The organism is Mesorhizobium sp. M1B.F.Ca.ET.045.04.1.1 (assembly GCF_003952465.1).
GTDB lineage: Bacteria > Pseudomonadota > Alphaproteobacteria > Rhizobiales > Rhizobiaceae > Mesorhizobium > Mesorhizobium shonense.
In genome coordinates this window covers 4,925,802-4,948,975 of the sequence record NZ_CP034448.1, presented here as the reverse complement: position 1 = coordinate 4,948,975, position 23,174 = coordinate 4,925,802, and the positions used below count along the sequence as shown (strand labels likewise).

The following is a 23,174-nucleotide window of genomic DNA, read 5'->3' as shown; positions in this document are numbered from 1 at the left end:
ACTTTTGCGTAGCTTGCGGACAATCCCATGAACGAGATCGATCCCGCGCGCCGCTTTTCCATGGATGCGGTGCGCAAATTCGACGGCCCGGCCGAGGGCGAAGCGCCCAGCGGCATCAATGATGTCGCGCGCCAGGTCGCTTCCCAGTATCGGCGCGATACGATGTCGCCGATCATGGTCAGCGGCGTGCTGCGCATGGTCGAATTCGCGGTGCTGTTCCTTTCGGGACTCGGCCTCTATTTCTATTTTGTCGGCTTCTTCAACTATCTCGTCTGGCAATATCCGCTGACCATCGCGGCTTCTTCGTTCCTGGCGGTGGTGCTGCTCGACGTCACCGACAGCTACCAGATCGCGGCGCTGATGCGCCCCCTCGCCAATTTCGGCCGCGTACTGCTCGTCTGGGCCGGCACCTTCGCGCTGATGGCGCTCACGGCCTTCGCCATGAAGGCCTCGGAGGACTATTCGCGCCTGCTGTTCGGCACCTGGTTCGTGGTCGGCTTCGTGCTCATCTTCGGCCTGAGACTGGTGATGTCCAGGCTGATCAGGCGCTGGGCGCGCGACGGCCGGATGGAGCGCCGCGCCGTCATTGTCGGCGGCGGCAAGTCGGCCGAAATGCTGATCCGGTCGGTCGAAAAACAGCCCTACAATGACATCCGTATCTGCGGCATCTTCGACGACCGCGGCGACAAGCGCTCGCCGCCGATCGTTGCCGGCTACCCGAAGCTCGGCACGATCTCTGAACTGATCGAATTCGCCCGCATAGCGCGCATCGACATGCTGATCGTGTCGCTGCCGCTGACGGCCGAATCGCGCGTGCTGCAGCTTCTGAAGAAGCTCTGGGTGCTGCCGGTCGACATCCGGCTCTCGGCGCATTCCAACGCGCTGCAGTTCCGGCCGCGCGCCTATTCCTATATCGGCTCCGTGCCGATGCTCGACATTTTCGACAAGCCGATCAACGACTGGGATTCGGTCGCCAAGCGCAGCTTCGACATCATCTTCTCGCTCGTCGGCATCGTCCTCTTCTCGCCGGTGATGCTCGCCACCGCGTTCGCCATCAAGCTCGACAGCAAGGGCCCTGTGCTGTTCAAGCAGAAGCGGCACGGCTTCAACAACGAGATCATCGAGGTCTACAAGTTCCGCTCGATGTATACCGACAAATCGGATCCGACGGCCAAGCAGACGGTGACCAAGAACGATCCGCGCGTCACCCGCGTCGGCCGCTTCATCCGCAAGACCTCGATCGACGAGCTGCCGCAGTTCTTCAACTCGCTGTTCGGTTCGCTGTCGCTGGTCGGGCCTCGCCCGCATGCGATCGCCGCGCAGTCGCACAATTTGCTCTACAACGAGGTGGTCGACGGCTATTTCGCCCGCCACAAGGTCAAGCCCGGCGTTACCGGCTGGGCGCAGATCAATGGCTGGCGCGGCGAGATGGACACCAATGAAAAGATCCGCATGCGCACCGAATACGATCTCTATTACATCGAGAACTGGTCGATGCTGTTCGACCTGCGCATCCTTTTCCTGACGCCGGTCCGCCTGCTCAACACGGAAAACGCCTATTGAGCGCGGTCGCACATGAACTGCCAGCGTCGGCGGTCAACGCCAAGCTGATCGCGCTGATTTCGTCGGCAGCGATCGCCGTCGGCATCCTGCTTTCCGGCTTCGTCATCAGCGAGCCCGCGCCTTACGAGCTCTACATGGCCGGGCTGATCGCCGTCTGGGCGCTGTTCGGACTGAAAATATCGCGAGCGATAGTGCCGCTGCTGTTGCTGCTCGTGGCGATGAACATCGGCGGCATGATCGCAATGACGCAAATGGCGGATCTCGCCAACACGCCGCTCTATCTTGCGGTCTCGCTGTTTCTCGCCTTCAGCGCGGTTTTCTTCGCCTCGGTGACATCGGTCCAGCCCGACCTCTACCGGCTGATCTTCGTCGCCTATGTGGTCTCGGCCGTCGCGACCTCGCTGCTTGGCATCGCCGGCTATTTCCATGCCTTTCCGGGCGCGGAGATGTTCACCAAATACGACCGCGCCGCCGGCGCTTTCCAGGATCCGAACGTGTTCGGGCCGTTCCTGGTATTGCCCGGCACCTACCTGCTCTACCTGCTGCTCACCGGCCCGGTGTCGCGCATGCCGCTGCTTGCGGTGCCGCTGCTGATTATCACCGCCGGCATCTTCTTCTCCTTCTCGCGCGGCGCCTGGGGTATGTTCGCGGTGTCGGCGGTGCTGCTCACCGCTTGCCTCTTCCTGCAGAGCGCCAGCGGCATGTTCCGGCTGAGGGTCGTGGTGATGACGATCGCCGCGTTGGCGTTACTGGTCATCGCCATCCTCGTCATCCTGCAGCTGCCCGGCGTGTCGGACATGTTCACGCAGCGCGCGCAGCTCGAGCAGAGCTACGACACGGCGCGGTTAGGCCGCTTCGCCCGCTACACGATCGGCTTCCAGCTGGCGCTGGAGCACCCGTTCGGCATCGGCCCGCTGGTTTTCGGCACGATCTATGGCGAGGACACGCACGACATCTGGCTGAAGGCGCTGATGGACTATGGCTGGCTGGGCTTCGTCTCGTTCCTGACGCTGACCCTATGGACGATCCGTGCCGGCTTCCGCATCCTCCTGCGCGACCGGCCCTGGCAGCCCTACCTGCTTTGCGCCTATGTCGCCTATCTCGGCAATATCGGGCTTGGCACCTTCATCGACATCGACCACTGGCGCCATCTCTACCTGCTGCTCGGTCTGATCTGGGGCGCGATCGCGCTGGAGTACCGGCATCAGAAGGAATTGCGGCTGGCGCGGCCCGTTGCTGTCCCTGCAATATGATCGGCAAGATAGCCGCCGAATTCGGTTGACCGGCACGGGGTTATCACGATACATCGCCACCCGGTCCGGAGTGTAGCGCAGCCCGGTAGCGCACTTGACTGGGGGTCAAGGGGTCGTCGGTTCGAATCCGGCCACTCCGACCATCATAAAATCAAGGACTTACCCCCAAAGTCCGACGTCCCGAAATCGCTGAAAAATCCACCCTGGGGAGGTTCTGGGTGACAAAAACCCGGAACCCGAAGCCTCCGGGAATTTGCGGCATCGGGCTCGCCATCGCGGAATAAGAAAACGCCCGCCACGTTTTCGCAGCGGGCGCTAGTTCGGGAGGAAATGAACGCGCGCGGCCAGGGGCGTCCCCTTGCCCATCTGACGAGGGTACGCCTCGCCTGGCTGGATAATAAGCGCGCAGCAGTTGAAGCGCCGCATATTCGAGTTGCGTGACTTTTCTGCCACAGAGACAAGAACGCCGGGGCTCGCGGGGAGGTCAGACAAATAGATCATATGACCATCCACTGGTCATTTGCGGCTCCGAAACTACGTGCCCGCCTCGGCCGCCGGTATGGAATTCATTCCCGAGAATGGTGGCGGTGCTGGCATAGGCTGAGGAAGATTAGCGTCTAAGCGCCAAGGTGCCCCTGGCTACCAGCCCAAGTGGATTATCTGCGAAAGATCGGCGATATCGCCATAGATCATCGAACCTTTGACGAGAAAACACCTGCCATCCAGGACCTCGATGAGTGAACTTGACGCGGTGCAAACCGGCGGGACCTTACGATCCTTGGCTTCGGCATAGCCGATGCTGATCGCGAGGATAGCGATAGCAACGAGAGTGGTCTTGCTCATATCTAACCCCTAAAGCCACTGGCTTCTTGGGCCGCAAAACCGGGTTGCCGCCTCTTAAGTAGCATCGGGCCGTGACGGGGCTTCATCATCGATTGGATGACGCGGGCTCATCTATTTGCCGTAGGCGCAAAGAGGAGTCCAATCGCGTTCACCTACTATATTAGCAATAGCTTGCATTTTGAGGCGGCCGTAGCCTGCGCGGCTTTCAGGCGCTTGTGGCGGAGGTTTCGATGCGCATGATTCTAGCTATGGCCGCGCTCTCTAGTTGTTTCGCTCTGTGGGATCGATTTGCGAATGACGGGATATATAGCACCGCCCTGCAACGAAACATTCTTGGTGCAGCGCTTCCTGGGTGATCACCGGCAGTCGCTAAGCTCTCTGGATCCGTGACGAGCGACCAGGAGAGAGATCGCAGTTCTCCTACTGGCAGACATCGACCCATACGGCACCGACCAGATCGGCCATTCGTTGCGGCGCGATGCGCACGGCGGCGTTGGTGGCGCCGGCGGCGGGAACAACCTCATCGAACGCTCTCAGCGTCACGTCGCAATAGACCGGCAGCGGCGCCGGCAGGCCGAAGGGGCAGACGCCGCCGGGCGGATGGCTGGTCGCGGCAAGCACCTGCTCCCCGTCGAGCATGCGCGGCTTGCCGCCGAGCCTGTCCTTGCACTTGCGGTTGTCGAGCCTGGCGGTGCCGCTGGTCACGACCAGCATGGTTTCATCGCCGACGCGCAGGCAGATGGTCTTGGCGATCTGCGCGGGCATCACGCCATGAGCCTCCGCCGCCAGCGCCACGGTCGCAGAGCTCGCGTCGGTGACCAGAACCTCGATGTCGGGCGCATATTCGGCAAAGAAGGCGCGGACCGATTCCAGGCTCATGAGCGAAACCTCGTCAGACGTATTAGCTGGTGCCGTCGAATCGCGGCACCGGCCGGGATTGGCACATGGCGCCACGGCTTTTGGCAAGAGCCAGGAACCATGCGTCGAAGGCGAAAAAAAGCCCGCCAAGGCGAAGCCGTGGCGGGCTCTTCATGCGGACGCTTCTTGCGTCTCTATTGCTGTGTGGGCCGATTCTCTTCGGTCGGCACCATGATCAATTCCTCTTCCGGCACCTGGAGTGCGGAAGCGATACGCCTGAGCTTGGCGGGATCGGCGTCCTTGCCGTCCTCGATGTCGACAATCTCGCCCACGGCCAAGCCGCAGGTCAAGGAAAGCTCCTCGATCGTATATCCCCTCGTTTCGCGCACGGCCTTCAGCGGATTGAGGCCGTTCGCGGCAATGATGTTGTTGGAAACAGCGTTTCGTGCGGTGTTGGGCATGGCAACTCCTTGGGATGAAACAAGACAGATGAAATGTGGCGTTGCCTGAGACGGGCGGGAGAATGGCCGTTAACGATTGATTTGCCAAGAGGGACCGTTGCGGCCGTCACGCCATCGTGAACCGGTCCCGGGGGCCGAGGCTCAGGCTAGCAACATGTAAGATGGTGCGACGCGCAATCAAGTTCTTTTGAAGCGCTGAAGGCCGGACCCGCCGGCATTTTGCCCGCTCCAGTTCGTTAAGTCTCTGTCACTGGTCGACGGCGGGCGGCGTCAAACCCTTTTGGAAGGATCGGATGCCATGAAACTGAAGTTATTCGCGATCGTGCTCGGCACGATTTCAGGTTTTGCCGTTTCCGCGCAGGCCGAGAGCGTGCGCGTGCGGGGCACGGTGGTCGACCACGCCGGAACGGCGCTGACGGTAAAAGCCCACGACGGCAAGACCGATACGGTCACCCTTGCTCCCGACTGGATGATCTCCGGCGTCGCCAAGGCGTCGGCCGCCGATATCAAGCAGGGCGATTTCCTCGGCATCGCATCGGTATCCAAGGCCGACGGCGGCAGCGGCGCGCTGGAAGTCGTGATCTTCCCCGCCGCATTGAAGGGCACCGGAGAAGGCGATCGCGATTGGGATTTGCAGCCCAACAGCCGGATGACCAACGGCACCGTCGCCGACGTGACCGAGATCAACGGACGAACCGTGACGCTCACCTATAGCAATGGCCAGAAGAAAGAGATCGCCATCCCGCAATCGACGCCGATCGTGAAATTCGCGACCGCCAAGCCGGCGGATCTCAAGCCGGGCATGACGGTGTTCGTCAGCGCCGAGCGCGGCAGCAACGGCAAGCTCGTCTCGCGCCGCGTTGTGGTCGGCAATCATGGCATCGCCCCGCCGATGTGAGCGAAGAGGCCGGCGTACCGGCCGGCAGGTTTCAAAAGATCATGGTGCCGCAACGCCCGCTGCGCGTCCCTTCGGACGCGCGGCGCCGTCGGAGTTCAGCCGGAAACAATCCAGAAACAAGAATCTACAGTTGGGAAAAATTGTCGAAAAAATCCAGGAGGATAGTCCCGATCGCGAGGCTTGGGTCACCGATTTGGTCCGGTGAATCTCCGAACGCCCGCGTAAAAAGGAAACGAAGTCATGAAGAAGTCCCTCCTGTCCGCGCTCGGGCTGGCTCTGGCCCTGGCGTTCACGATGCCGATCCTCGGCACGACCAGCGCCGACGCGGCTCCGATGAAGAAGCATCACCATCATCACCGCAAGCATCATCACCGGCACCACCACCGCCACCATCATCATCGCCACCACCACAAGGTCGTTGCGAAGAAGGCCTGATCCTTTTCTCCTCCGATGGGAAGGCCGGCCTATGTTGACCGGGCGCGGCCTTCCCATCGGATTTCCGCTTTGCAGGCCAAGCCCACCAGCTTTGGCGTCAACTGCCCATCAAACGCACAGTCGCGTTCGACCCTCTTCGTTGCAATCTCGACCTCTTGCCCGCACCGGTATGCGCGACCGGCTGGCTTTGAGTCCGCAGCGGTTTATGCTGCCGATCGAGCATCACCGGCGCCTCTACCAATCCACCTATCTCAGACGGCCGCGCCGCGGCATCGGGGTGCCTCTACGCCGAGGCGCTGCTGGCCAGAAGCACAGCCCGGGCTGCAAGCGAATCCGACGTCTGACACCTTCCAAAACAACGCGCACATCTGCCCGGCGAAAAAATCGCATGGGATGTGAACCTTTCCCATTGGACGCGGCACCAAGCGGTCATGGGCGCCATGAAGGCGCTCCTCAACCCACCGGGATGCCAGGAAGGCGATCCCAACAACCAATGGAAGGAAATGCTCAATGACCAACTTCAAGCGTGTCGCGCTCGCCGCCGCCCTCGTCGTCTCGGCTTTCGGCTCGGTTTCGGCCCCAGCTTTCGCCGGCACGCATCCGACGGGCGACGGCGGCGCGGTCTGCAAGGGCTCGGGCTCCTGTCTGGTGCTGCAGCTCGACTGCAAGGGCACCTACACCGACGCCACCGACAAGAACGGCACCGTCTACGGCAAGTGCAGCCAGGTCATGAAGGTCGACCCGAAGACCCGGCTCAAGCTCGCCAACTGATCGAGGCTGGAGCCTGTTCCACCTCGATGAAATGCGGATGGGCTGTATCTCTTTGCTTAGATGCAATTCCGGACGGGAAACCGCTCTCGTGGCGCGGAAATGGCGGTCGTCGCGAACGGCCGCCATTTCTATTTCGCAGTCGGGTGAAAGTCAGCGCCGGCTGACGAGAAGGCTGGCAAGCAGCCCGACCACAACCAACCCTACCGCTGCCGCGGTGGCCGGATGATCGCGCGCGGTGCGCTCGATCGCCCTGCCCCTGCGCCTGATTGCCGGCAGCGTCTCATGGAGGCGTTCGGCGAGTCGCGAATAATAGTCGGACGCCGCCTCTCGGCCGTCCTCGTAATAGGCGTCGCCGCGTTTGGCGAGGGCTTTCCTGAGATCGTCGAACTGCCGTGAGAGCGCCGCAAACTGCTTGTCCAGATCACGATCGGTCGCAAACAACGCCATGCCAGGTATCCTTCCTTCGCAGAGAAGGCCTAACGCGTGGGCGCGATGGCAGTTCCGACCTTCAGAGACGCTGACCGCTCAGGTCGCAGGGCCGGCGACCGAAGCTCAACGCACCTGGTCGAGCAGCCGTTTGCACTCCAGGAGGTCAAAGAGCGCTTCCTGCAGCAAAGCCCGGTTGTCGCGCGACAATTTCGAGGAGTCCGGCTGCACGGGACCTTCGTCGTCGCTTTTGGCGAGGCCGAAGAAACGGCGGCTGGGCTTCACCTTGGGCTGGCCGACAAGCGCATCCTCGTCGCCGCGCGGCTGGGCGGCCGCGGTCAGCGGCACCTGATCGGCCTGCCGGCGTTGCGCGATCGCCTCGACCGCGGCCATGTCGCCATTGCCGATGGCGACCAGGAAATGGTTGCCGTTCTCGCGCAGCAGCTTCTGCACGCCCTTGATCGTGTAGCCCTGATCGTAGAGCATGTGCCGGATGCCCTTGATCAGTTCGACATCCTGCGGCCGGTAATAGCGGCGGCCGCCACCACGCTTCATCGGCTTGATCTGGTTGAAGCGCGTCTCCCAAAAACGCAGCACATGCTGCGGCAGGTCAAGATCTTCCGCGACTTCGCTGATGGTGCGGAAGGCATCGGGGCTCTTGTCCATGGACGAATCCTCACGCTGGACGACGACCCGGCATTTATGCCGAATCGGGTCTTATTTCAGCGATTTATGAAACAATATTCAAGCCCGGCGTCAAAGCTGACGGCGGTTTTTCAACCGTATTTGCCGGTGCGCTATTTGCCGCCCTTGGCCTTGCTGTTCTGGTGCGAGCGCAGGATGCGGTTCTTCAGCACGTTCGACGACTTGAAGGTCATCACCCGGCGCGGCAGGATCGGCACTTCCTCGCCGGTCTTCGGATTGCGACCGATGCGCTCATTCTTGGAGCGGACATGGAAGGTTGCGAAGGACGACAGCTTCACCGTTTCACCGCGAACGATGGCCTCGCAAATTTCATCCAGCACGGCCTCGACGAGCTCGGCCGATTCAGTTCGCGACAAACCAACCTTGCGATAAACGGCTTCGGCAAGGTCGGCACGCGTAAGTGTCTTTCCCCCATGCAACCGTCCCATCAGCTCAAAAAACGTAAATCGATACAGCCAGCGGCAGAGCCTAAGTAATTGATCCGGCAAGGTCAAGGACCGAACCCGCGCGTTCGGCACTTACCAGCGGAGCAACACCGCGCCCCAGGTGAAACCTCCGCCCATCGCCTCGAGCAGAACCAGGTCGCCCTTCTTGATGCGGCCATCGGCGACGGCCACCGACAAAGCGAGCGGCACGGAGGCAGCCGAGGTGTTACCGTGCAAATCGACGGTGACCACCACTTTCTGTTCGGCAATCCCGAGCTTCTTGGCGGAAGCGTCAATAATCCGTTTATTGGCCTGATGCGGCACGAACCAGTCGAGGTCTTGCGCCGTGATGCCAGCCTGCGCAAAGGTTGCCTCGATGACGTCGGTGATCATGCCGACCGCGTGCTTGAACACCTCACGGCCTTCCATCTTGAGATGGCCGACCGTGCCCGTCGTCGATGGGCCGCCGTCGACGAAGAGCTTCTCCTTGTGGACGCCATCCGAGCGCAAGCTGGCCGCCAGCACGCCGCGATCGGCGATGCCGCCCGTCCCCTGCGCTGCTTCGAGCACAACGGCCCCGGCGCCGTCACCGAAAAGCACGCAAGTCGAGCGGTCGCTCCAGTCGAGGATGCGCGAGAAGGTTTCCGAGCCGATCACCAGCACGCGCTTTGCCAGGCCGCCGCGGATATAGAGGTCGGCGGTCGCAACCGCGTAGACGAAGCCGGAACACACGGCCTGCATGTCGAAGGCAAAGCCATGATGCATGCCGAGCCGGTTCTGGATATCCACCGCGGTCGCGGGAAACGTGTTGTTGGGCGTCGACGTCGCCAGCACGATCAGGTCGATGTCGGCAGGCGTCAGACCGGCGCTGTCGAGCGCGGCGCGCCCCGCGGCCTCGCCCAGCGAGGCCGTCGTCTCGTCATCGGCAGCGACGTGGCGCTGGCGAATGCCGGTGCGCTGCACGATCCACTCGTCGGAGGTCTCGACCATGCCTTCGAAGTCGGCATTCTTCATGATGCGGCGGGGCAGCGCGGCACCGTTGCCGCGCACGATTGATCTGATCAAGGTTCGTTCCTATTCCTCGGCGTCGACGGCGACGCCGGATTTCCTGTTTGCCTGGGCATTCGGGTTGCGCGCATGGAACAGATCGAGATCGGCCTCGATCCGGTCAAGCAGATTGTTGCGCACCATGTCGTAGCCGAGCTCGATCGCCGCCGCGAAGCCGTCCGAATCGGCGCCGCCGTGGCTCTTCACGACGATGCCGTTCAAGCCCAGGAAGACGCCGCCATTGGAGCGGCCGACATCCATCTTCTCGCGCAGCCGGTCGAAAGCGCCCTTGGCGAAGACATAACCGATCTTGGCCATCAGCGTGCGGCTCATGGCGGCGCGCAAATAGCCGGCGATCTGCTTTGCCGTGCCCTCGGCGGTCTTGAGCGCGATGTTGCCGGCAAAGCCTTCGGTGACGACCACATCGACCGTGCCCTTGCCGATGTCGTCGCCCTCGACGAAGCCGCGATAGTTCATCGAGGCCATGTTGGCCTCGCGCAGCATGCGCCCGGCGTCCTTGACCTCTTCCTGGCCCTTGATCTCCTCGACGCCGACATTGAGCAGGCCGACGCTCGGCCGCTCGATGCCGAACACCGAACGCGCCATGCCGGTGCCGAGGATGGCGAAATCGACGAGCTGATGCGCATCCGCGCCGATGGTCGCGCCGACGTCGAGCACCACGCTCTCGCCGCGGGTCGTCGGCCAAAGCGCTGCGATCGCCGGGCGGTCGATGGTGGCCATGGTGCGCAGGCAGAATTTCGACATCGCCATCAGCGCGCCGGTGTTGCCGGCCGAGATGCAGGCCTGCGCGGCGCCGTTCTTCACCGCCTCGACCGCCTTCCACATCGACGACTTCCAGCGGCCGTGGCGCAGCGCCTGGCTCGGTTTGTCGTCCATCCGGACCGCGATCTCGCAATGGACGAACTCGCTGACCTCGGCCAGTTTGGGAAACTTGGCCAGTTCGGGACGCACAGCGTCCTCGCGGCCATAGATGACGAAGCGGATGTCAGGGCGGCGGATGGCGACCGTCATCAGCGCCGGGATGACGACGCCTGGTCCGTGATCGCCGCCCATGGCATCGATGGAAATCCTGATCACGCGGTGTTTTTCTCACGGTTTGCCTGGCTGGCGGCGTGCGCCTGCCGAGGTAAGGGGGCTCGCGAAGGTCCGGCGAAAATAGCGGTTTTGGGCAGCCGCACAACCAACTTTTCCAAAATCCCAGCCGCCTTCAGGATTTTCCGAGCAGCGAACGCAGCTTTTTCTGGAATTCGCTTTCCTCAGGCTGATCGTCGCCCTCGGCATCGAGCGAGGCTCCGGGCTTGCGCGGATAAGGATCGATCGCCAGGCCGAAAAATTGCTCGGCGAGCGCACCGACATCGATGGTGTCGCCGGAAAAAGTTTCGGGACTGTCCGGTCCGTCGGCATCGAGAACGATCTCGCCGCCGCTTTCGAACCCTTCGCGCCCGAGCTTCGACTGCTCCGGCAAGAACAGCGCCTCGACGGGCTCGTCGATATGGGCCGCGACCGGATCGAGGGTGACGATGCAGGCCTGGGTGATGTCGGCTTCGACGCGACCGCTGACCTTGACGCCGTTGCGTTTCCAGGACGCCACCAGGAGTTCGGCGCGGTAGCTCTCGACCGACAGCAGGTCGTATTCGGCGGCAAGGGCCGCGCGCTGGCGTTCGTCGGCCGCGATCACAACCGGCAGGCCCTTTTGCGGCAGGCGGGCGACGTTGGCGACGAAAGATACGGGGCTCTGCGGTTCGGCGTGTTTCATTCTCGCCTCCTTCACACGGCTCCGGCGACCGGAAACGCCACGGTGCCGGCCGCGATCGATTCGGTCGGCTGCGCGGCAAGCTGCCGGGACGCTGAGGAAACATAGCCCGCCAGCAGCGGCGCCTCGATCCACTCGCCGGCATCGGGCCTGACGTTACGGGCAAGTGCCATGCTAAGGGCGGCGCGGTCGTCGTCCCGCAAGGCGTCGTCATAAGCCGCGGTGCGGCCATAAAACATCTTTGCCAGCTTCTTCATGCGCTTCGGCACGCCGACGTCGCTGATGCCGAGTTCCCTCAGCGAATGGTCGACATCGAGGAAGAACTCGTCGATCAGCACCTGCCCGATCTCAGTTGCCGCACCGCCCTCCCCGCGCAGCCGGTGCTGGAACAGGAACATATGCAGCGCCAGCATCTCGAAGCGGCCGAGCGGCGTATCCGGCACATTCCAGTCGGAATAAAACACGGTTTGCCGCGCCGCCGCCACGATTTGTGCGTAGAGCGCCTCGGTGATGGCGCGGTTGGCATGACGTTCGCGGCCAAAAAGGCGCTGGAACATTGAGGGTGGTCTCCCGGGGACCTTGTGTTTGATTTGGCCTTGTTGCATCGGCATGCAAGCTGGTTTACCGGTTTTGCGGCCCAGCGCAAGTTGCGGGGATGTGATGGAGAATTGTTGTTGGGTGCGCTGAAATTCAAGTCGTTTCTTACGCCCCTGCCGGCGGGCGTAGCTTCTCTGCTGGTGGCGGTGTCCGCACTTTCTGCCTGCAATTCATCCAAGATGATCGGCGATCTCAGCCCGAGCGAGACGCTGACGCAGGGCTATGTCATCGACCAGGCGGCGATCGACTCGGTGCCGGTCGGCTCAAGCCGCGAGCAGGTGCTTCTGGCGCTGGGCACGCCGTCGACGACGGCGACCTTCGACAACGAGGCGTTTTACTACATATCGCAGACACGCAAGCGCTATGTCGCTTTCGACAAGCCGCGGCTGGTCGACCAGCACGTGCTGGCGGTCTATTTCGGCGCCGACGGCCGCGTCACCCAGATCGCCAATTACGGTCTGAAGGACGGCAAGATCTTCGACTTCATCTCGAGGACGACGCCGACGGGCGGCAAGGACCAGAACTTCCTCAGCCAGATCATCAACGGCGCCAGCAAGCTGGCGCCCGGTATCCCGGGCGGCGGCACGCCCGGCACCTGATCTTCTTTCGGCGTTCTCTTCGGAAGCTTCAACATCTCAGGCAATGAAAAACCCGCGGGAGCGATCCCGCGGGTTTTTGCCTTTTGAGCGATGCGTGCCGTGTTCAGCCGTGCGCGAGCACGGCAAGCAACAGCAGAGCGACGATGTTGGTGATCTTGATCGCCGGGTTGACGGCCGGGCCGGCGGTGTCCTTGTAGGGATCGCCGACGGTGTCGCCGGTCACCGATGCCTTGTGCGCCTCGGAGCCCTTCAGATGCTTGACGCCGCCCTTGTCAGTAAAGCCGTCCTCGAACGACTTCTTGGCGTTGTCCCAAGCGCCGCCGCCGGAAGTCATCGAGATAGCGACGAAGAGGCCGTTGACGATGACGCCGAGCAGCGAGGCGCCGAGCGCGGCGAAGGCCGAGGCTTTCGATCCCGAGATCAAGAACACGCCGAAATAGACGACCAGCGGCGCCAGCACCGGCAGCAGCGACGGAATGATCATCTCGCGGATCGCGGCCCTGGTGAGAAGGTCGACGGCGCGCGCATAGTTCGGCTTCGACGTACCGGCCATGATGCCCTTGTCTTCGCGGAACTGCTTGCGAACCTCCTCGACGATCGAGCCGGCGGCGCGGCCGACGGCGGTCATGGCGATGCCGCCGAACAGATACGGGATCAGGCCGCCGAAGATCAGGCCAGCGACGACATAGGGATTGGAGAGGTCGAAGGAGACCTCGCCCATGCCCTGGAAGTAGGGATATTTGTCGCCATTTGCGGCAAAGAACTTCAGATCGTTCGAGTAGGCCGCGAACAGCACCAGCGCGCCCAGGCCGGCGGAGCCGATGGCATAGCCCTTGGTCACCGCCTTGGTGGTGTTGCCGACGGCGTCGAGCGCGTCTGTCGAATGCCGCACTTCCTTGGGCAGACCGGACATTTCGGCGATGCCGCCGGCATTGTCGGTGACCGGACCGAAGGCGTCGAGCGCCACAATCATGCCGGCCAGGCCGAGCATGGTGGTGACGGCGATCGCCGTGCCGAAGAGGCCGCCGAGCTGATAGGTGGCGATGATGCCGCCGACGATGACGAGCGCTGGAAGCGCCGTCGATTCCAGCGAGACCGCGAGGCCCTGGATGACGTTGGTGCCGTGGCCGGTCACCGAAGCCTGGGCGATCGAATTCACCGGGCGCTTGTTAGTGCCGGTGTAGTATTCGGTGATCACCACAATGAGTCCGGTCACCAAGAGGCCGATCAGGCCGCAGATGAACAGGTTCTTGCCGGTGATGGCGATGCCGCCGACATTGCCGATCTCACCCCAACCCAGCGTCGCCGAAGTGGCAGCGGCCAGGCCGACGATGGACAGCAGGCCGGTGACGATGAGGCCCTTGTAGAGCGCGCCCATGATCGAGCCGTTGGACCCAAGCTTGACGAAGAAGGTGCCGACGATGGAGGTCAGGATGCAGGCACCGCAGATGGCGAGCGGATAGAGCATCGCCGCACCTAGAACGGCAGTGCCGCCGAAGAAGATGGAGGCCAAAACCATGGTGGCGACGACGGTCACCGCATAGGTTTCGAACAGGTCGGCGGCCATGCCGGCGCAGTCACCGACATTGTCGCCGACATTGTCGGCAATGGTGGCCGGGTTGCGCGGATCGTCTTCCGGAATGCCGGCTTCGACCTTCCCGACAAGATCGCCGCCGACGTCGGCGCCCTTGGTGAAGATGCCGCCGCCGAGACGGGCGAAGATCGAGATCAGCGAAGCGCCGAAGCCGAGCGAGACCAGCGAGTCGATGACGACGCGGTCATTGGGCTGCAGGCCCATCGGGCCGGTCAGAATGAAGTAATAGATCGAGACGCCGAGCAGCGCCAGGCCCGCGACCAGCAGGCCGGTGATGGCGCCGGACTTGAAGGCGATGTCGAGGCCGGCGGCGAGGCTGTTCGACGCGGCCTGCGCGGTGCGCACATTGGCGCGGACCGAGACATGCATGCCGATGAAGCCGGCAGTGCCCGAGAGCACGGCGCCGATCAGGAAGCCGATCGCGGATGTGATGGACAGCAGCCACCAGGCAAGCAGAAGCACGACGATGCCGACGACGGCGATGGTGGTGTATTGGCGCGCCAGATAGGCTTGGGCGCCTTCGCGGATGGCGGCGGAGATTTCCTGCATGCGCTGGTTGCCCTGATCGGACGCAAGGACCGAACGTGTCGCCCAGATGGCGTATAGAACTGACAGCAAGCCGCAGGCGATGACGGCGGTAATGATGGTCATTGCCGGATTTTCCTCGATTGATGGCCCAAAAGAACCCCTCCCTGGGCCGTTGGAACGGGAATGAATGCCGCGCACGGAATCCACCCCTTGGCTGCGGTGTATGCGAAACAGGGCTCGGAACGTCAAGATATTGTTCGGTTTTTGCCCGGCTTTCGCCCAAAAGACGAGGATGGCGATTCACCGCTAGCCGCCACCGTCCTTTTAGATCGATTGAAATGACGTGGCGTAGTTCAGCCCTTGCGCAAATCGCCGTCGGGCTGGATGACGAAAATCAGCACAGCGAGCATGGTCATGTAGAACATGAACGCCTTCTGCTGGCCGTTCCAGATGCTCGACTGCCACATGGCGAACCATTCGCCGCCTACGACCATGAAGCCGAAATACCAGATCAGGAAACCCATCGTGGCGGCGATGACGGTAAATTTCTTGGCGTCGTTGAAGTCCTGCGCGCTCGCCTTGCGCGCCCGCCAAAGGCTCCAGGCGGCGGCGAGATAGAGCAGGCATGTCAACGCCTCGCCGAGGATGATCAGCCAGTAGCCGGCTGTCCACAGCGCCGGGTTGGTGATCGAGCGGTACATCAGCGCGTTGCCCGGAAAGGTGGTGTCCATGCTCAGCACATGCTGGACAAAGGCGAAGTTTGAGCCGTAATCGGTGATGTTGCCGAAAGCGACCAGAAAGGCGAACGCCGCGAGACACAGACACATGACGATCTTGGAGAGACGCAAGGTCATGGCAAGAACTCCTGCTGAAAGATCGGGGCATCGGGAAGATCAATCGCCGAGTCCCGAAGATCGCGCAACTGGGGGCTCAGTGTCGGTCACGCTCACTGCCAGCGCGAAACATTATGCCAGCAAGCAAGAAATCGCCGGACTGGTCGAAACGCTCGATCTCGGCAGCGATTGCGCCGTCGGCGATCTTGTTTCACTGGAGACTGCCGGCGCCCGGCACGACTTCGCTGTCATTCGTCGCCGCTGGATCATCGGCACGCGAGGTGGCTCGATGCTCGAACTGACGCTGGACCACCCTGCCCGTTCGAGCTGACGTTGGACCCAGTGCGCCCCCTCTACTCCGCTTCCCGCCCCATCCGGCGCGCGGCGTAGCGCTCGATTGCCGACAGGCCGTCATAGATCAGCACCGCAAGCGCCGCGACGATCAGGCCGCCCTGCAGCACGAAGGCAAGATTGTTCGAGATCAGGCCGGCGATGATCACCTCGCCCAGCGTCTTGGCAGCCACCGTCGAGCCGATGGTGGCGGTGGCGAGGCTGATGACCACGGAGAGCCGTATGCCGCCGAGGATCACCGGGGCGCTCAGCGGCAGCTCGACCTTCATCAGCCTTTGCCAGCCGGTCATGCCGGCGCCGCGCGCCGCCTCCATGACGTTGCCTGGCAGCGTGGTGAGCGCGGTCAGCGCGTTCTCGAAGATCGGCAGCAGCCCATAGAGAAAGAGCGCGATCAGCGTCGGCTTCTCGCCGAAGCCGACCGCCGGCACGGCAAGCGCCAGCACCGCGACCGGCGGAAAGGTCTGGCCGATATTGACCAGGCTGCGCGATAGCGGCAGGAACTCGGCGCCGGCGGGCCGGGTGACAAGGATGGCGAGCGCGACGGCGACGATCGTCGCTGCCACCGTGGCGGCGAGCACAGTCCTCAGATGCAGCAATGTCAGCGTCAGCAGGCTGCCCTGGTTGTAGATCGCCGGCGCGCCGTTCTCGGTCAGCGGTCGGAGCAGTGGCTCGAACCAGCCGGGACTGGCGATGAAAATTACCAGCAGCACCAGAAGCGCCAGCCTCAACAGCGCGGGCAGCCAGGCCTTCATGCCGGCCTCGCGCGCTTCACCAGCCCTTCCACGGTGACGCGCCCGAGCGGCTTGCCGTCGGCGTCCTTCACCGGCAGCGCCGGACGGCCCGTCCATAAGAGCTCGGCCAATGCATCGCGCTGGCTGGCGTCGCCCGGAATCGCCTCGCCTTCGGCGCCGCCGGGCTCCACGGCATCGCGCGCGCGGCCAAGCGACAAGAGCCGGAACGGCCGCTCGCTGGAGCCGACCAGGGTTTCGACGAAGCCATTAGCGGGCCTCGCCAGGATCTCCGCCGGTTTGGCGTATTGCAGCACCTTGCCGGCATCCATGACGGCGATCTTGTCGCCCATATGCACTGCCTCCTCCATGTCGTGGGTGACAAGGATGACGGTGGTGCCGAAACGCTTCTGGATTGCCAGCAGGTCTTCTTGCGCCTTGGTGCGGATGATCGGGTCGAGCGCGCCGAAGGGCTCGTCCATCAGAAGCACATTGGGCTCGGCGGCGAGCGCGCGGGCAACGCCGACGCGCTGCTGCTGGCCGCCGGAAAGCTCATGCGGATAGCGCGGACCATAGGCCTGCGGGTCGAGCTGGTAGAGCATCATCAATTCTTCGACGCGTGCCTTGATGCGGTCCTTGTCCCAGCCGAGCAGCAGCGGCACTGTGGCGATGTTTTGCGCCACCGTGCGATGCGGAAACAGGCCATGGCCCTGGATGGCGTAGCCGATGCTGCGGCGCAGCTGGTAGCCGGGCAGCGAGCGGTTGTCGGCGCCGTCGAGCTTGATCACGCCGGACGTCGGCTCGACCAGCCGGTTGATCATCCGGAGCAGCGTCGTCTTGCCCGAGCCGGAAGTGCCGACAATGACGGCGATGGTGCGCGGTTCGATGACCATCGACACCTCGTCGACGACGGCCGTTCCGTTATAGCGCTTGGTGATGCCTTCGATCTCGATCATGCGGGGTCCGCCCTGCGCGTGGTGGAGGTCATTTCGATGACTGCGTCGAGGATGATGGCCGCGGCAAAGGCCAACGCCACTGTGGGCACCGCGCCGAGCAGCACAAGGTCCATCGCCGTCTGGCCGATGCCCTGGAAGACGAACACGCCGAAACCGCCGCCGCCGATCAGCGCCGCGATCGTGGCCAGTCCGATGTTCTGCACCAGCACGATGCGGATGCCGGTCAGGATCACCGGAAAAGCGAGCGGGAACTCGACATCGAACAGGCGCTGGCGATCGGTCATGCCCATGCCTCGCGCGGCATCGTTGGCGGCGCGCGGCACGCCGGCAAGCCCGACCACGGTGTTGGCCACGACAGGCAGCAGCGAATAGAGAAAGAGCGCAACGAAGGCCGGCGCGGTGCCGATGCCTCTGATGCCGAGAGCGCCTGCGCCCGGCACATGCGCGGCAACCCAGCCGAGCGGCGCGATCAGCAGGCCGAACAGCGCGATCGACGGAATGGTCTGGATGATGTTGAGCACATTCAGCACCCCTGCCCGCAGCGGCTCGACGCGGTGGCAGAGGATGCCAAGCGGAACTCCGGCGACCACCGCTGCCGCCAGCGAGCCGAGTGCCAGCGTGATGTGCTTGGAGCCTTCGGCCCAGAAACTGTCGGCGCGGCTGGCATATTCCTTGAGAATGGAAAGGCTGTTCCAATTTCCCGAGACCAGCAGCGCGCCGATCGCGAGCGCAGCGACAATGAGGACGCCGACACGCGCCCAGGGCGAAAGGTTAAGCCTGGTCAGCACATCGGCCAGAAGCAGCGTGAAAGCAAAGATCAGCAGCCAGAAACCCGAGGCCGGCGCGACGCGGGCGAACGTGTTGCCGGCGGGCGTCAGGAAACCGCCGGCGGTGCCGATCAGGATCGCGAGCGCAACCAGCGCAATCATGCTGGCGACGAGCCTCAGGATCAGCGACGTCCTCAGCAGCGCGACAATGCCGCCGGCAATGACAATCGCAAGCAGCAGCGCGCCAAGCGTGGGCGGCAACGCTTCGAGGATCGAGCGCGCCTGTCCGGGCACGATGCGGTTGGCGCGGAACGTGGCGAAGGGCGCCACGAAGGCGGCATAGGTGACGATCACTGCGATGACGACGCCGAGCTTGTCGAAGCGGAGGGTCATGAAGAGCGGTTGCGCGAGGCGCCCCCCTCTGGCCTGCCGGCCCTCTCCCCCTCAAGGGGGGAGATCAGATGTCGCGAACGCTTTCGCCAACTCCGGATGCTGGAGAACGAAGCACGGCGCAGCAGCTGCCAATCTCCCCCCTTGAGGGGGAGATGTCCGGCAGGACAGAGGGGGGCGCCTCGCACCGGCGTCACTTTTTCGGCGCGGGAGCTGACTACTTCAAAAGCCCGTTCGTCTTCAAAAAGTCCTCCGCCACCGCCTTCGCGGGCTCGCCACCCAGTTGCACGCGGCCGTTGAGCTGCTGCAACGTGGCGAGATCGAGCTTGGCGAAGACGGGCTTCAGCAGCGTCTCGATTTCTGGATGTTCCTTCAAGACCTGCTCGCGGATGATCGGCGCCGGCTGGTAGACGGGCTGCACATTTTTGTCGTCCTGGAGCACGACGAGGCCGGAGGGCTGGATGCCGCCGTCGGTGCCGTAGACCATGGCGGCGTTGGCGCCGTTGGTCTGGTTGGCGGCGGCGGCGATGGTCGCGGCCGTATCGCCACCCGAGAGCGTGATCAACTGGTCCGGCTTCAGCTTGAAGCCGTAAGTGGTCTGGAAAGCCGGCAGGGCCGCCGCCGAATTGACGAACTCGGCCGAAGCGGCGAGCACCACTTTGCCGCCGCCCGAGACATACTTGCCGAAGTCCGACAGGGTGGTGAGCTTGTTCTCGTCGGCCACCTCCTTGCGCAGCGCGATCGCCCAGGTGTTGTTGGCCGGCGACGGCGACAGCCAGACGATCTTGTTGGCATCATAGTCGAGCTTCTTGGCGGTCTCGAAGGCCTTGGCGGCATCCTTCCACACCGGATCGTCCGCCTTTTGGAAGAAGAAGGCGGCGTTGCCGGTATATTCGGGATAGATGTCGATCTCGCCGGCGGCGATGGCCTTGCGCACCACGGGCGTGGCGCCCAGCTGGATGCGGTCGGTGGTCTTGATGTTGTTGGCGTTCAAGACCAGCTGGATGATGTTGCCGAGCACACCACCCTCGGTGTCGATCTTCGAAGAGACGACCACCTGGGCATGTGCCGAAGCTGCGGTGATGCCGAGCGCGATCGCTGCTACGGCGAGCTTTCCGATTGAAAACATTATGAAAATCCCTTGCTGTGAACCGATGGGTCGGAGGCGGCATATGAGCATGGCGTTAACGCGCCGTCGGGGCACACGGTTTCATAACTAGCGGGATGCGTGCAATAATTTTGTTCCCGACGCGAATGACGCGCAGCGCCGGGTCCCGACAGCGTGATGTCAGTTGGCGGCGCGCAAGCCCGGCAGCTTCAAGGCACCGAGTGCCAGGAAGCAGAGCACGACAACCGGAAACACCAGCCAATTCAGCATGGTCCAGCCCCAGGCGTTGTAGACCGCGCCCGACATCAGCGAAGCGAAGGCGACGGAGCCGAACAGGACGAAGTCGTGGAAGCCCTGAACCTTGCCTTTTTCGGATGGATGGTAGCCGGCGGCGACCATGGCGGTGGCGCCGATGAAGCTGAAATTCCAGCCGAGGCCGAGCAGGATCAGCGCCGTCCAGAATTGCCATAGCGCAAGGCCTGAAAGCGCCACCACCGCACAGCCGATGAGCAGGACCAGCCCGACGGCGACGATGCGCTCGGCCCCAAAGCGGTGGATCAGCGAACCGGTGAAGAAGCTCGGCCCGAACATCGCCATGACGTGCCAGGAAATGCCGAGCGTCGCGTCGTCGGTCGAGAGCCCGCAGCCGACCATGGCGAGCGGCGCACCGGTCATGACGAAGCTCATCAGCGCGTAGCTGCCGACGGCGCAGAACAGCGCCGCGACGAAGCGCGGCTGAGTGGCGATCTCGGCCAGCGGACGGGCATCGCTTTGCTCGGTTGTCGCGACCCTGCCCGCCGGCACAGTCGCGTGCAGGAAGGACAGGACGACGGCGCCGACTGCCGCTAGCACGAGGATCGAAGCAAAAGACCCGGCAAACATCACCGGCGCCAGAAGCTCGCGGGTATAGATGACGATCTGCGGTCCGAGGATAGCGGTGACGATACCGCCCGCCAGCACGAAGGAAATGGCGCGCGCCTTGAATTCAGGCGGCGCGTTGTCGGCGGCGGCGAAGCGGAACTGCTGGACGAAGGCGCCGCCGACGCCGATCACGCCGAGGCCGACGGCGAACAGCCAGAAGCTCGCCTGATAGAGCGCCAGCGTCGCGATCAGGCCGCCGAGCGCGGTGATGACCGTGCCGGTCATGAAGCCGCCGCGATGGCCAAGCCGGCGGATGACGGCGGCCGCAGGCAGCGCGCCGAGCGCCACGCCGAGATTGAAGCCGGTGACCGGCGCCGTCGCCAGCGATTTGTCGGGCCCGAGCAAATATTGTCCGGCAAGCGCTCCGAGCGAAATGGCGATCGGCGCGGCGGAACCGACGATCGCCTGCGCCGCAGCGAGCAGCACCGCCGTGCGGCGCGCTTCCCTGCCAACGCCAGCGACAACTGCCGTGGCGGTCACGATGCGTCCTTGCCGCGACCCTCGCCGCGCACCCGGCGCGAGACACGGTCGAGAACGGCGTTGACCAGCTTCGGTTCGTCTTCCTCGTAGAAGGCCTTGGCGATGTCGACATATTCCGACACGATCACCGCCACCGGCACGTCGTCCCGCTTCATCAATTCATAGACGCCAGCGCGCAGGATGGCGCGCAGCGTCGAGTCCAGCCGCGACAGCGGCCAATCCTCGGTCAGCGCCTGGCGGATGACCGGATCGATGATCTTCTGGTTCTCGACGACGCCGGTGAGGATGGCGCGGAACCATTGCGCGTCCGCTTCGCGGTAGAGCGCGCCGTCAACTTCCTTGCCGAGGCGGAAAGTCTCATACTCGGCAGTTGTTTCGAAGACACCGCTGCCGGCGACATCCATCTGGTAGAGCGCCTGGACGGCGGCAAGGCGTGCGGCACCCCGCTTGTTGGCGTGGCGCACAGTCGGCTGGCCGGGCGAAGCAGGTTCGCTCACGATTGTGCTCCGAATTTCTCTTTCAGCGCGATCATGGTCAGCGCCGCACGCGCGGCGAAACCGCCCTTGTCGCCTTCCGCGCGCCTGGCGCGCGTCCAGGCCTGCGCATCGTTCTCGGTGGTCAGGATGCCGTTGCCGATCGCGATCGCTTCCTGCACCGAGAGGTCCATCAGAGCGCGGCTCGATTCATTGGCAACGATGTCAAAATGATAGGTGTCGCCGCGGACGATGGTGCCGAGCGCGACGAAGCCGTCATAATGCGTGCCGCCTTCGGCGGCGCCATCCAGCGCGAAGGTGATGACGGCCGGTATTTCGAGCGAGCCCGGAACGGTCACGACGTCATAGGTGGCGCCGGCGTCGTCCAGCGCGCCGGTCGCGCCCTCGAGCAGCGCGTCGGCGAGGTCGTCGTGGAAACGCGCCTCGACAATAAGCAGATGCGCCTTCGCCTTCGGACGAATGAACGCTTTGCCGTGTTGGGATATGCCAGCCATAAAAGTCTCCGGGGGTTGCCGGTGACTTAGGCCGAAGCCGGATTGATCGCAAGCGGAAGATGTTGCACGCGACGTTCTGTGATCTATTCGGGTCGAGGCGTTACACGCTTTGTCCGGTTGACCCAAGCCAAGACTTCCTGGTGGTCAATCACTCGACCGGCATCAACATCCGCCAGTGCCTCAAGGGTCATCTGTCGACGGTCGGCGAGCTTGCCGTTTCCCAATTGAACCATCACAGCCCCTCTTTCGCCGCTTCCGCCAGGCGCGCGGCGTATCGGGCCATGGTGTCGATCTCGATGTTGACGCGGTCGCCGGCCTGGCGTTCGCCCCAGGTGGTGACGCTCAGCGAGTGCTGGATCAGAAGCACGTCGAAGCGGGTGCCCTCGACCTTGTTCACGGTGAGCGAGGTGCCGTCGAGCGCGACCGAGCCTTTCGGCGCGATGAATTTCGCCAGATGCCGTGGCGCCTCCAGCGTGAAGCGCACGGCGTCACCCTCCTCCTTGCGTTCGACGATCTCGGCCGTGCCGTCGACATGACCGGAGACGATGTGGCCGCCGAGCTCGTCGCCGATCTTCAGCGCGCGTTCGAGATTGACCCTGGTGCCGGATTTCCAACTCGAGGCGGAGGTGAGTCTGAGCGCTTCCTCCCATGCCTCGACCTCGAACCAGCGGGCGTTGGTGCCATGTTCGGGCAGCGCGGTTACCGTCAGGCAGACACCGCCGCAGGAAATCGAAGCGCCGATTGCAATGGTCTCTGGATCGTAGGCCGTGTCGATGCGCAGGCCGACGCCTTCGCTGAGAGGTTTCACCGAGGCAACGGTACCCACATCAGTCACAATTCCAGTAAACATCAGATCGTGTCTTTCAGTTTGACCA

At 63.4% G+C, this 23,174-nt stretch carries 27 protein-coding genes and 1 tRNA gene; 8 read left to right on the top strand and 20 right to left on the bottom strand.

The window, feature by feature from the left end:
* Positions 1–27: 27 nt before the first annotated feature.
* From EJ071_RS24395 to EJ071_RS24385, 3 genes are all read left to right on the top strand, one after another.
* Positions 28–1,563 (top strand): undecaprenyl-phosphate glucose phosphotransferase, encoded by a 1,536-nt coding sequence (locus EJ071_RS24395; RefSeq protein ID WP_126100150.1) that lies wholly within the window; start codon positions 28–30, stop codon positions 1,561–1,563.
* Complete coding sequence (locus tag EJ071_RS24390; protein ID WP_126100149.1) at positions 1,560–2,816, top strand: O-antigen ligase family protein; 1,257 nt, start codon at positions 1,560–1,562, stop codon at positions 2,814–2,816. Before EJ071_RS24395 ends, EJ071_RS24390 begins: the two co-directional genes overlap by 4 nt.
* Before the next feature lie 66 nt (positions 2,817–2,882).
* Positions 2,883–2,959: transfer RNA gene (locus EJ071_RS24385), tRNA-Pro, on the top strand.
* Between the two features lie 496 nt (positions 2,960–3,455).
* Here the strand turns inward: EJ071_RS24385 and EJ071_RS24380 are convergent.
* The 3 genes from EJ071_RS24380 to EJ071_RS24370 all read right to left on the bottom strand — a co-directional run bounded on the left by EJ071_RS24380 (position 3,456) and on the right by EJ071_RS24370 (position 4,978).
* Entirely contained in the window at positions 3,456–3,659 is a 204-nt protein-coding gene (locus EJ071_RS24380) for a hypothetical protein (RefSeq protein ID WP_126100148.1), read from the bottom strand.
* A gap of 420 nt (positions 3,660–4,079) precedes the next feature.
* Entirely contained in the window at positions 4,080–4,538 is a 459-nt protein-coding gene (locus tag EJ071_RS24375; protein WP_126100147.1) for a YbaK/EbsC family protein, read from the bottom strand.
* Between the two features lie 173 nt (positions 4,539–4,711).
* Positions 4,712–4,978: a helix-turn-helix transcriptional regulator gene (locus EJ071_RS24370; protein WP_126100146.1), complete on the bottom strand. Its 267-nt coding sequence runs from the start codon at positions 4,976–4,978 to the stop codon at positions 4,712–4,714.
* A gap of 298 nt (positions 4,979–5,276) precedes the next feature.
* Between EJ071_RS24370 and EJ071_RS24365 the strand changes: the two genes are divergently transcribed.
* From EJ071_RS24365 to EJ071_RS24355, 3 genes are all read left to right on the top strand, one after another.
* Complete coding sequence (locus tag EJ071_RS24365; RefSeq protein WP_126100145.1) at positions 5,277–5,876, top strand: hypothetical protein; 600 nt, start codon at positions 5,277–5,279, stop codon at positions 5,874–5,876.
* Between the two features lie 240 nt (positions 5,877–6,116).
* Positions 6,117–6,311, top strand: a complete 195-nt coding sequence (locus tag EJ071_RS24360) for a hypothetical protein (protein ID WP_126100144.1) — start codon at positions 6,117–6,119, stop codon at positions 6,309–6,311.
* A gap of 510 nt (positions 6,312–6,821) precedes the next feature.
* The gene (locus tag EJ071_RS24355) at positions 6,822–7,082 is read left to right on the top strand and encodes a hypothetical protein (RefSeq protein WP_126100143.1); all 261 of its coding nucleotides are present in this window, start codon (positions 6,822–6,824) and stop codon (positions 7,080–7,082) included.
* A gap of 150 nt (positions 7,083–7,232) precedes the next feature.
* Here the strand turns inward: EJ071_RS24355 and EJ071_RS24350 are convergent, their stop codons facing one another.
* From EJ071_RS24350 to EJ071_RS24320, 7 genes are all read right to left on the bottom strand, one after another.
* A complete protein-coding gene (locus EJ071_RS24350) occupies positions 7,233–7,529 on the bottom strand; it encodes a DUF883 family protein (protein ID WP_126100142.1) in 297 nt (98 codons plus the stop codon).
* A 105-nt stretch (positions 7,530–7,634) separates the two neighbouring features.
* On the bottom strand, positions 7,635–8,174 hold the full coding sequence (locus EJ071_RS24345) for a MerR family transcriptional regulator (protein ID WP_126100141.1): 540 nt from the start codon (positions 8,172–8,174) through the stop codon (positions 7,635–7,637).
* Positions 8,175–8,305: 131 nt separating this feature from the next.
* Positions 8,306–8,641 (bottom strand): integration host factor subunit alpha, encoded by a 336-nt coding sequence (locus EJ071_RS24340; protein WP_126102709.1) that lies wholly within the window; start codon positions 8,639–8,641, stop codon positions 8,306–8,308.
* 90 nt (positions 8,642–8,731) lie between these two features.
* A complete protein-coding gene (locus tag EJ071_RS24335) occupies positions 8,732–9,703 on the bottom strand; it encodes a beta-ketoacyl-ACP synthase III (protein WP_126100140.1) in 972 nt (323 codons plus the stop codon).
* A 9-nt stretch (positions 9,704–9,712) separates the two neighbouring features.
* A complete protein-coding gene (gene plsX, locus EJ071_RS24330; RefSeq protein ID WP_126100139.1) occupies positions 9,713–10,783 on the bottom strand; it encodes a phosphate acyltransferase PlsX in 1,071 nt (356 codons plus the stop codon).
* A gap of 130 nt (positions 10,784–10,913) precedes the next feature.
* Positions 10,914–11,462, bottom strand: a complete 549-nt coding sequence (locus tag EJ071_RS24325) for a DUF177 domain-containing protein (protein ID WP_126100138.1) — start codon at positions 11,460–11,462, stop codon at positions 10,914–10,916.
* A gap of 11 nt (positions 11,463–11,473) precedes the next feature.
* Positions 11,474–12,016 (bottom strand): ubiquinol-cytochrome C chaperone family protein, encoded by a 543-nt coding sequence (locus tag EJ071_RS24320; RefSeq protein WP_126100137.1) that lies wholly within the window; start codon positions 12,014–12,016, stop codon positions 11,474–11,476.
* A 117-nt stretch (positions 12,017–12,133) separates the two neighbouring features.
* Between EJ071_RS24320 and EJ071_RS24315 the strand changes: the two genes are divergently transcribed.
* Entirely contained in the window at positions 12,134–12,655 is a 522-nt protein-coding gene (locus tag EJ071_RS24315; RefSeq protein ID WP_126100136.1) for an outer membrane protein assembly factor BamE, read from the top strand.
* A gap of 103 nt (positions 12,656–12,758) precedes the next feature.
* Here the strand turns inward: EJ071_RS24315 and EJ071_RS24310 are convergent, their stop codons facing one another.
* Together EJ071_RS24310 and EJ071_RS24305 are read right to left on the bottom strand one after the other, a co-directional pair.
* Positions 12,759–14,900, bottom strand: coding sequence for a sodium-translocating pyrophosphatase (locus tag EJ071_RS24310; protein WP_126100135.1), 2,142 nt, complete (start codon positions 14,898–14,900; stop codon positions 12,759–12,761).
* Positions 14,901–15,130: 230 nt separating this feature from the next.
* Positions 15,131–15,631: a DUF2165 domain-containing protein gene (locus EJ071_RS24305; protein WP_126100134.1), complete on the bottom strand. Its 501-nt coding sequence runs from the start codon at positions 15,629–15,631 to the stop codon at positions 15,131–15,133.
* Positions 15,632–15,710: 79 nt separating this feature from the next.
* On the opposite strand from EJ071_RS24305, the gene EJ071_RS39600 reads away from it, so the two are divergent.
* The gene (locus EJ071_RS39600) at positions 15,711–15,941 is read left to right on the top strand and encodes a hypothetical protein (protein ID WP_245459962.1); all 231 of its coding nucleotides are present in this window, start codon (positions 15,711–15,713) and stop codon (positions 15,939–15,941) included.
* A 22-nt stretch (positions 15,942–15,963) separates the two neighbouring features.
* Here the strand turns inward: EJ071_RS39600 and EJ071_RS24295 are convergent, their stop codons facing one another.
* The 8 genes from EJ071_RS24295 to EJ071_RS24250 all read right to left on the bottom strand — a co-directional run bounded on the left by EJ071_RS24295 (position 15,964) and on the right by EJ071_RS24250 (position 23,149).
* The gene (locus EJ071_RS24295) at positions 15,964–16,713 is read right to left on the bottom strand and encodes an ABC transporter permease (protein WP_126100132.1); all 750 of its coding nucleotides are present in this window, start codon (positions 16,711–16,713) and stop codon (positions 15,964–15,966) included.
* Positions 16,710–17,645: an ABC transporter ATP-binding protein gene (locus tag EJ071_RS24290; protein WP_126100131.1), complete on the bottom strand. Its 936-nt coding sequence runs from the start codon at positions 17,643–17,645 to the stop codon at positions 16,710–16,712. The genes EJ071_RS24295 and EJ071_RS24290 overlap by 4 nt, the downstream gene beginning before the upstream one ends.
* A complete protein-coding gene (locus EJ071_RS24285) occupies positions 17,642–18,805 on the bottom strand; it encodes an ABC transporter permease (protein ID WP_126100130.1) in 1,164 nt (387 codons plus the stop codon). Before EJ071_RS24285 ends, EJ071_RS24290 begins: the two co-directional genes overlap by 4 nt.
* 214 nt (positions 18,806–19,019) lie before the next feature.
* Positions 19,020–19,931, bottom strand: coding sequence for an ABC transporter substrate-binding protein (locus EJ071_RS24275; protein ID WP_126100128.1), 912 nt, complete (start codon positions 19,929–19,931; stop codon positions 19,020–19,022).
* Between the two features lie 159 nt (positions 19,932–20,090).
* A complete protein-coding gene (locus tag EJ071_RS24270; RefSeq protein WP_126100127.1) occupies positions 20,091–21,311 on the bottom strand; it encodes an MFS transporter in 1,221 nt (406 codons plus the stop codon).
* Entirely contained in the window at positions 21,308–21,808 is a 501-nt protein-coding gene (gene nusB / locus EJ071_RS24265) for a transcription antitermination factor NusB (protein WP_126100126.1), read from the bottom strand. Before nusB ends, EJ071_RS24270 begins: the two co-directional genes overlap by 4 nt.
* Positions 21,805–22,299 (bottom strand): 6,7-dimethyl-8-ribityllumazine synthase, encoded by a 495-nt coding sequence (gene ribH / locus EJ071_RS24260; RefSeq protein ID WP_126100125.1) that lies wholly within the window; start codon positions 22,297–22,299, stop codon positions 21,805–21,807. The genes nusB and ribH overlap by 4 nt, the downstream gene beginning before the upstream one ends.
* Before the next feature lie 232 nt (positions 22,300–22,531).
* Positions 22,532–23,149 (bottom strand): riboflavin synthase, encoded by a 618-nt coding sequence (locus EJ071_RS24250; RefSeq protein ID WP_126100124.1) that lies wholly within the window; start codon positions 23,147–23,149, stop codon positions 22,532–22,534.
* Positions 23,150–23,174: the final 25 nt, after the last annotated feature.

Excerpts from the sequence above, each read along its gene's own strand:
- EJ071_RS24365 (WP_126100145.1), top strand. The coding sequence starts at position 5,277 with ATGAAACTGAAGTTATTCGCGATCGTGCTCGGCACGATTTCAGGTTTT.
- EJ071_RS24320 (WP_126100137.1), bottom strand. The coding sequence starts at position 12,016 with ATGTTCCAGCGCCTTTTTGGCCGCGAACGTCATGCCAACCGCGCCATC.
- EJ071_RS24275 (WP_126100128.1), bottom strand. The coding sequence starts at position 19,931 with ATGTTTTCAATCGGAAAGCTCGCCGTAGCAGCGATCGCGCTCGGCATC.
- EJ071_RS24360 (WP_126100144.1), top strand. The coding sequence starts at position 6,117 with ATGAAGAAGTCCCTCCTGTCCGCGCTCGGGCTGGCTCTGGCCCTGGCG.
- EJ071_RS24295 (WP_126100132.1), bottom strand. The coding sequence starts at position 16,713 with ATGAAGGCCTGGCTGCCCGCGCTGTTGAGGCTGGCGCTTCTGGTGCTG.
- EJ071_RS24310 (WP_126100135.1), bottom strand. The coding sequence starts at position 14,900 with ATGACCATCATTACCGCCGTCATCGCCTGCGGCTTGCTGTCAGTTCTA.
- EJ071_RS24395 (WP_126100150.1), top strand. The coding sequence starts at position 28 with ATGAACGAGATCGATCCCGCGCGCCGCTTTTCCATGGATGCGGTGCGC.
- ribH (WP_126100125.1), bottom strand. The coding sequence starts at position 22,299 with ATGGCTGGCATATCCCAACACGGCAAAGCGTTCATTCGTCCGAAGGCG.
- EJ071_RS24340 (WP_126102709.1), bottom strand. The coding sequence starts at position 8,641 with ATGGGACGGTTGCATGGGGGAAAGACACTTACGCGTGCCGACCTTGCC.
- EJ071_RS24350 (WP_126100142.1), bottom strand. The coding sequence starts at position 7,529 with ATGGCGTTGTTTGCGACCGATCGTGATCTGGACAAGCAGTTTGCGGCG.
- EJ071_RS24345 (WP_126100141.1), bottom strand. The coding sequence starts at position 8,174 with ATGGACAAGAGCCCCGATGCCTTCCGCACCATCAGCGAAGTCGCGGAA.
- EJ071_RS24375 (WP_126100147.1), bottom strand. The coding sequence starts at position 4,538 with ATGAGCCTGGAATCGGTCCGCGCCTTCTTTGCCGAATATGCGCCCGAC.
- EJ071_RS24325 (WP_126100138.1), bottom strand. The coding sequence starts at position 11,462 with ATGAAACACGCCGAACCGCAGAGCCCCGTATCTTTCGTCGCCAACGTC.
- EJ071_RS24290 (WP_126100131.1), bottom strand. The coding sequence starts at position 17,645 with ATGATCGAGATCGAAGGCATCACCAAGCGCTATAACGGAACGGCCGTC.
- EJ071_RS24370 (WP_126100146.1), bottom strand. The coding sequence starts at position 4,978 with ATGCCCAACACCGCACGAAACGCTGTTTCCAACAACATCATTGCCGCG.
- EJ071_RS24380 (WP_126100148.1), bottom strand. The coding sequence starts at position 3,659 with ATGAGCAAGACCACTCTCGTTGCTATCGCTATCCTCGCGATCAGCATC.
- EJ071_RS24305 (WP_126100134.1), bottom strand. The coding sequence starts at position 15,631 with ATGACCTTGCGTCTCTCCAAGATCGTCATGTGTCTGTGTCTCGCGGCG.
- EJ071_RS24355 (WP_126100143.1), top strand. The coding sequence starts at position 6,822 with ATGACCAACTTCAAGCGTGTCGCGCTCGCCGCCGCCCTCGTCGTCTCG.
- EJ071_RS24250 (WP_126100124.1), bottom strand. The coding sequence starts at position 23,149 with ATGTTTACTGGAATTGTGACTGATGTGGGTACCGTTGCCTCGGTGAAA.
- EJ071_RS24285 (WP_126100130.1), bottom strand. The coding sequence starts at position 18,805 with ATGACCCTCCGCTTCGACAAGCTCGGCGTCGTCATCGCAGTGATCGTC.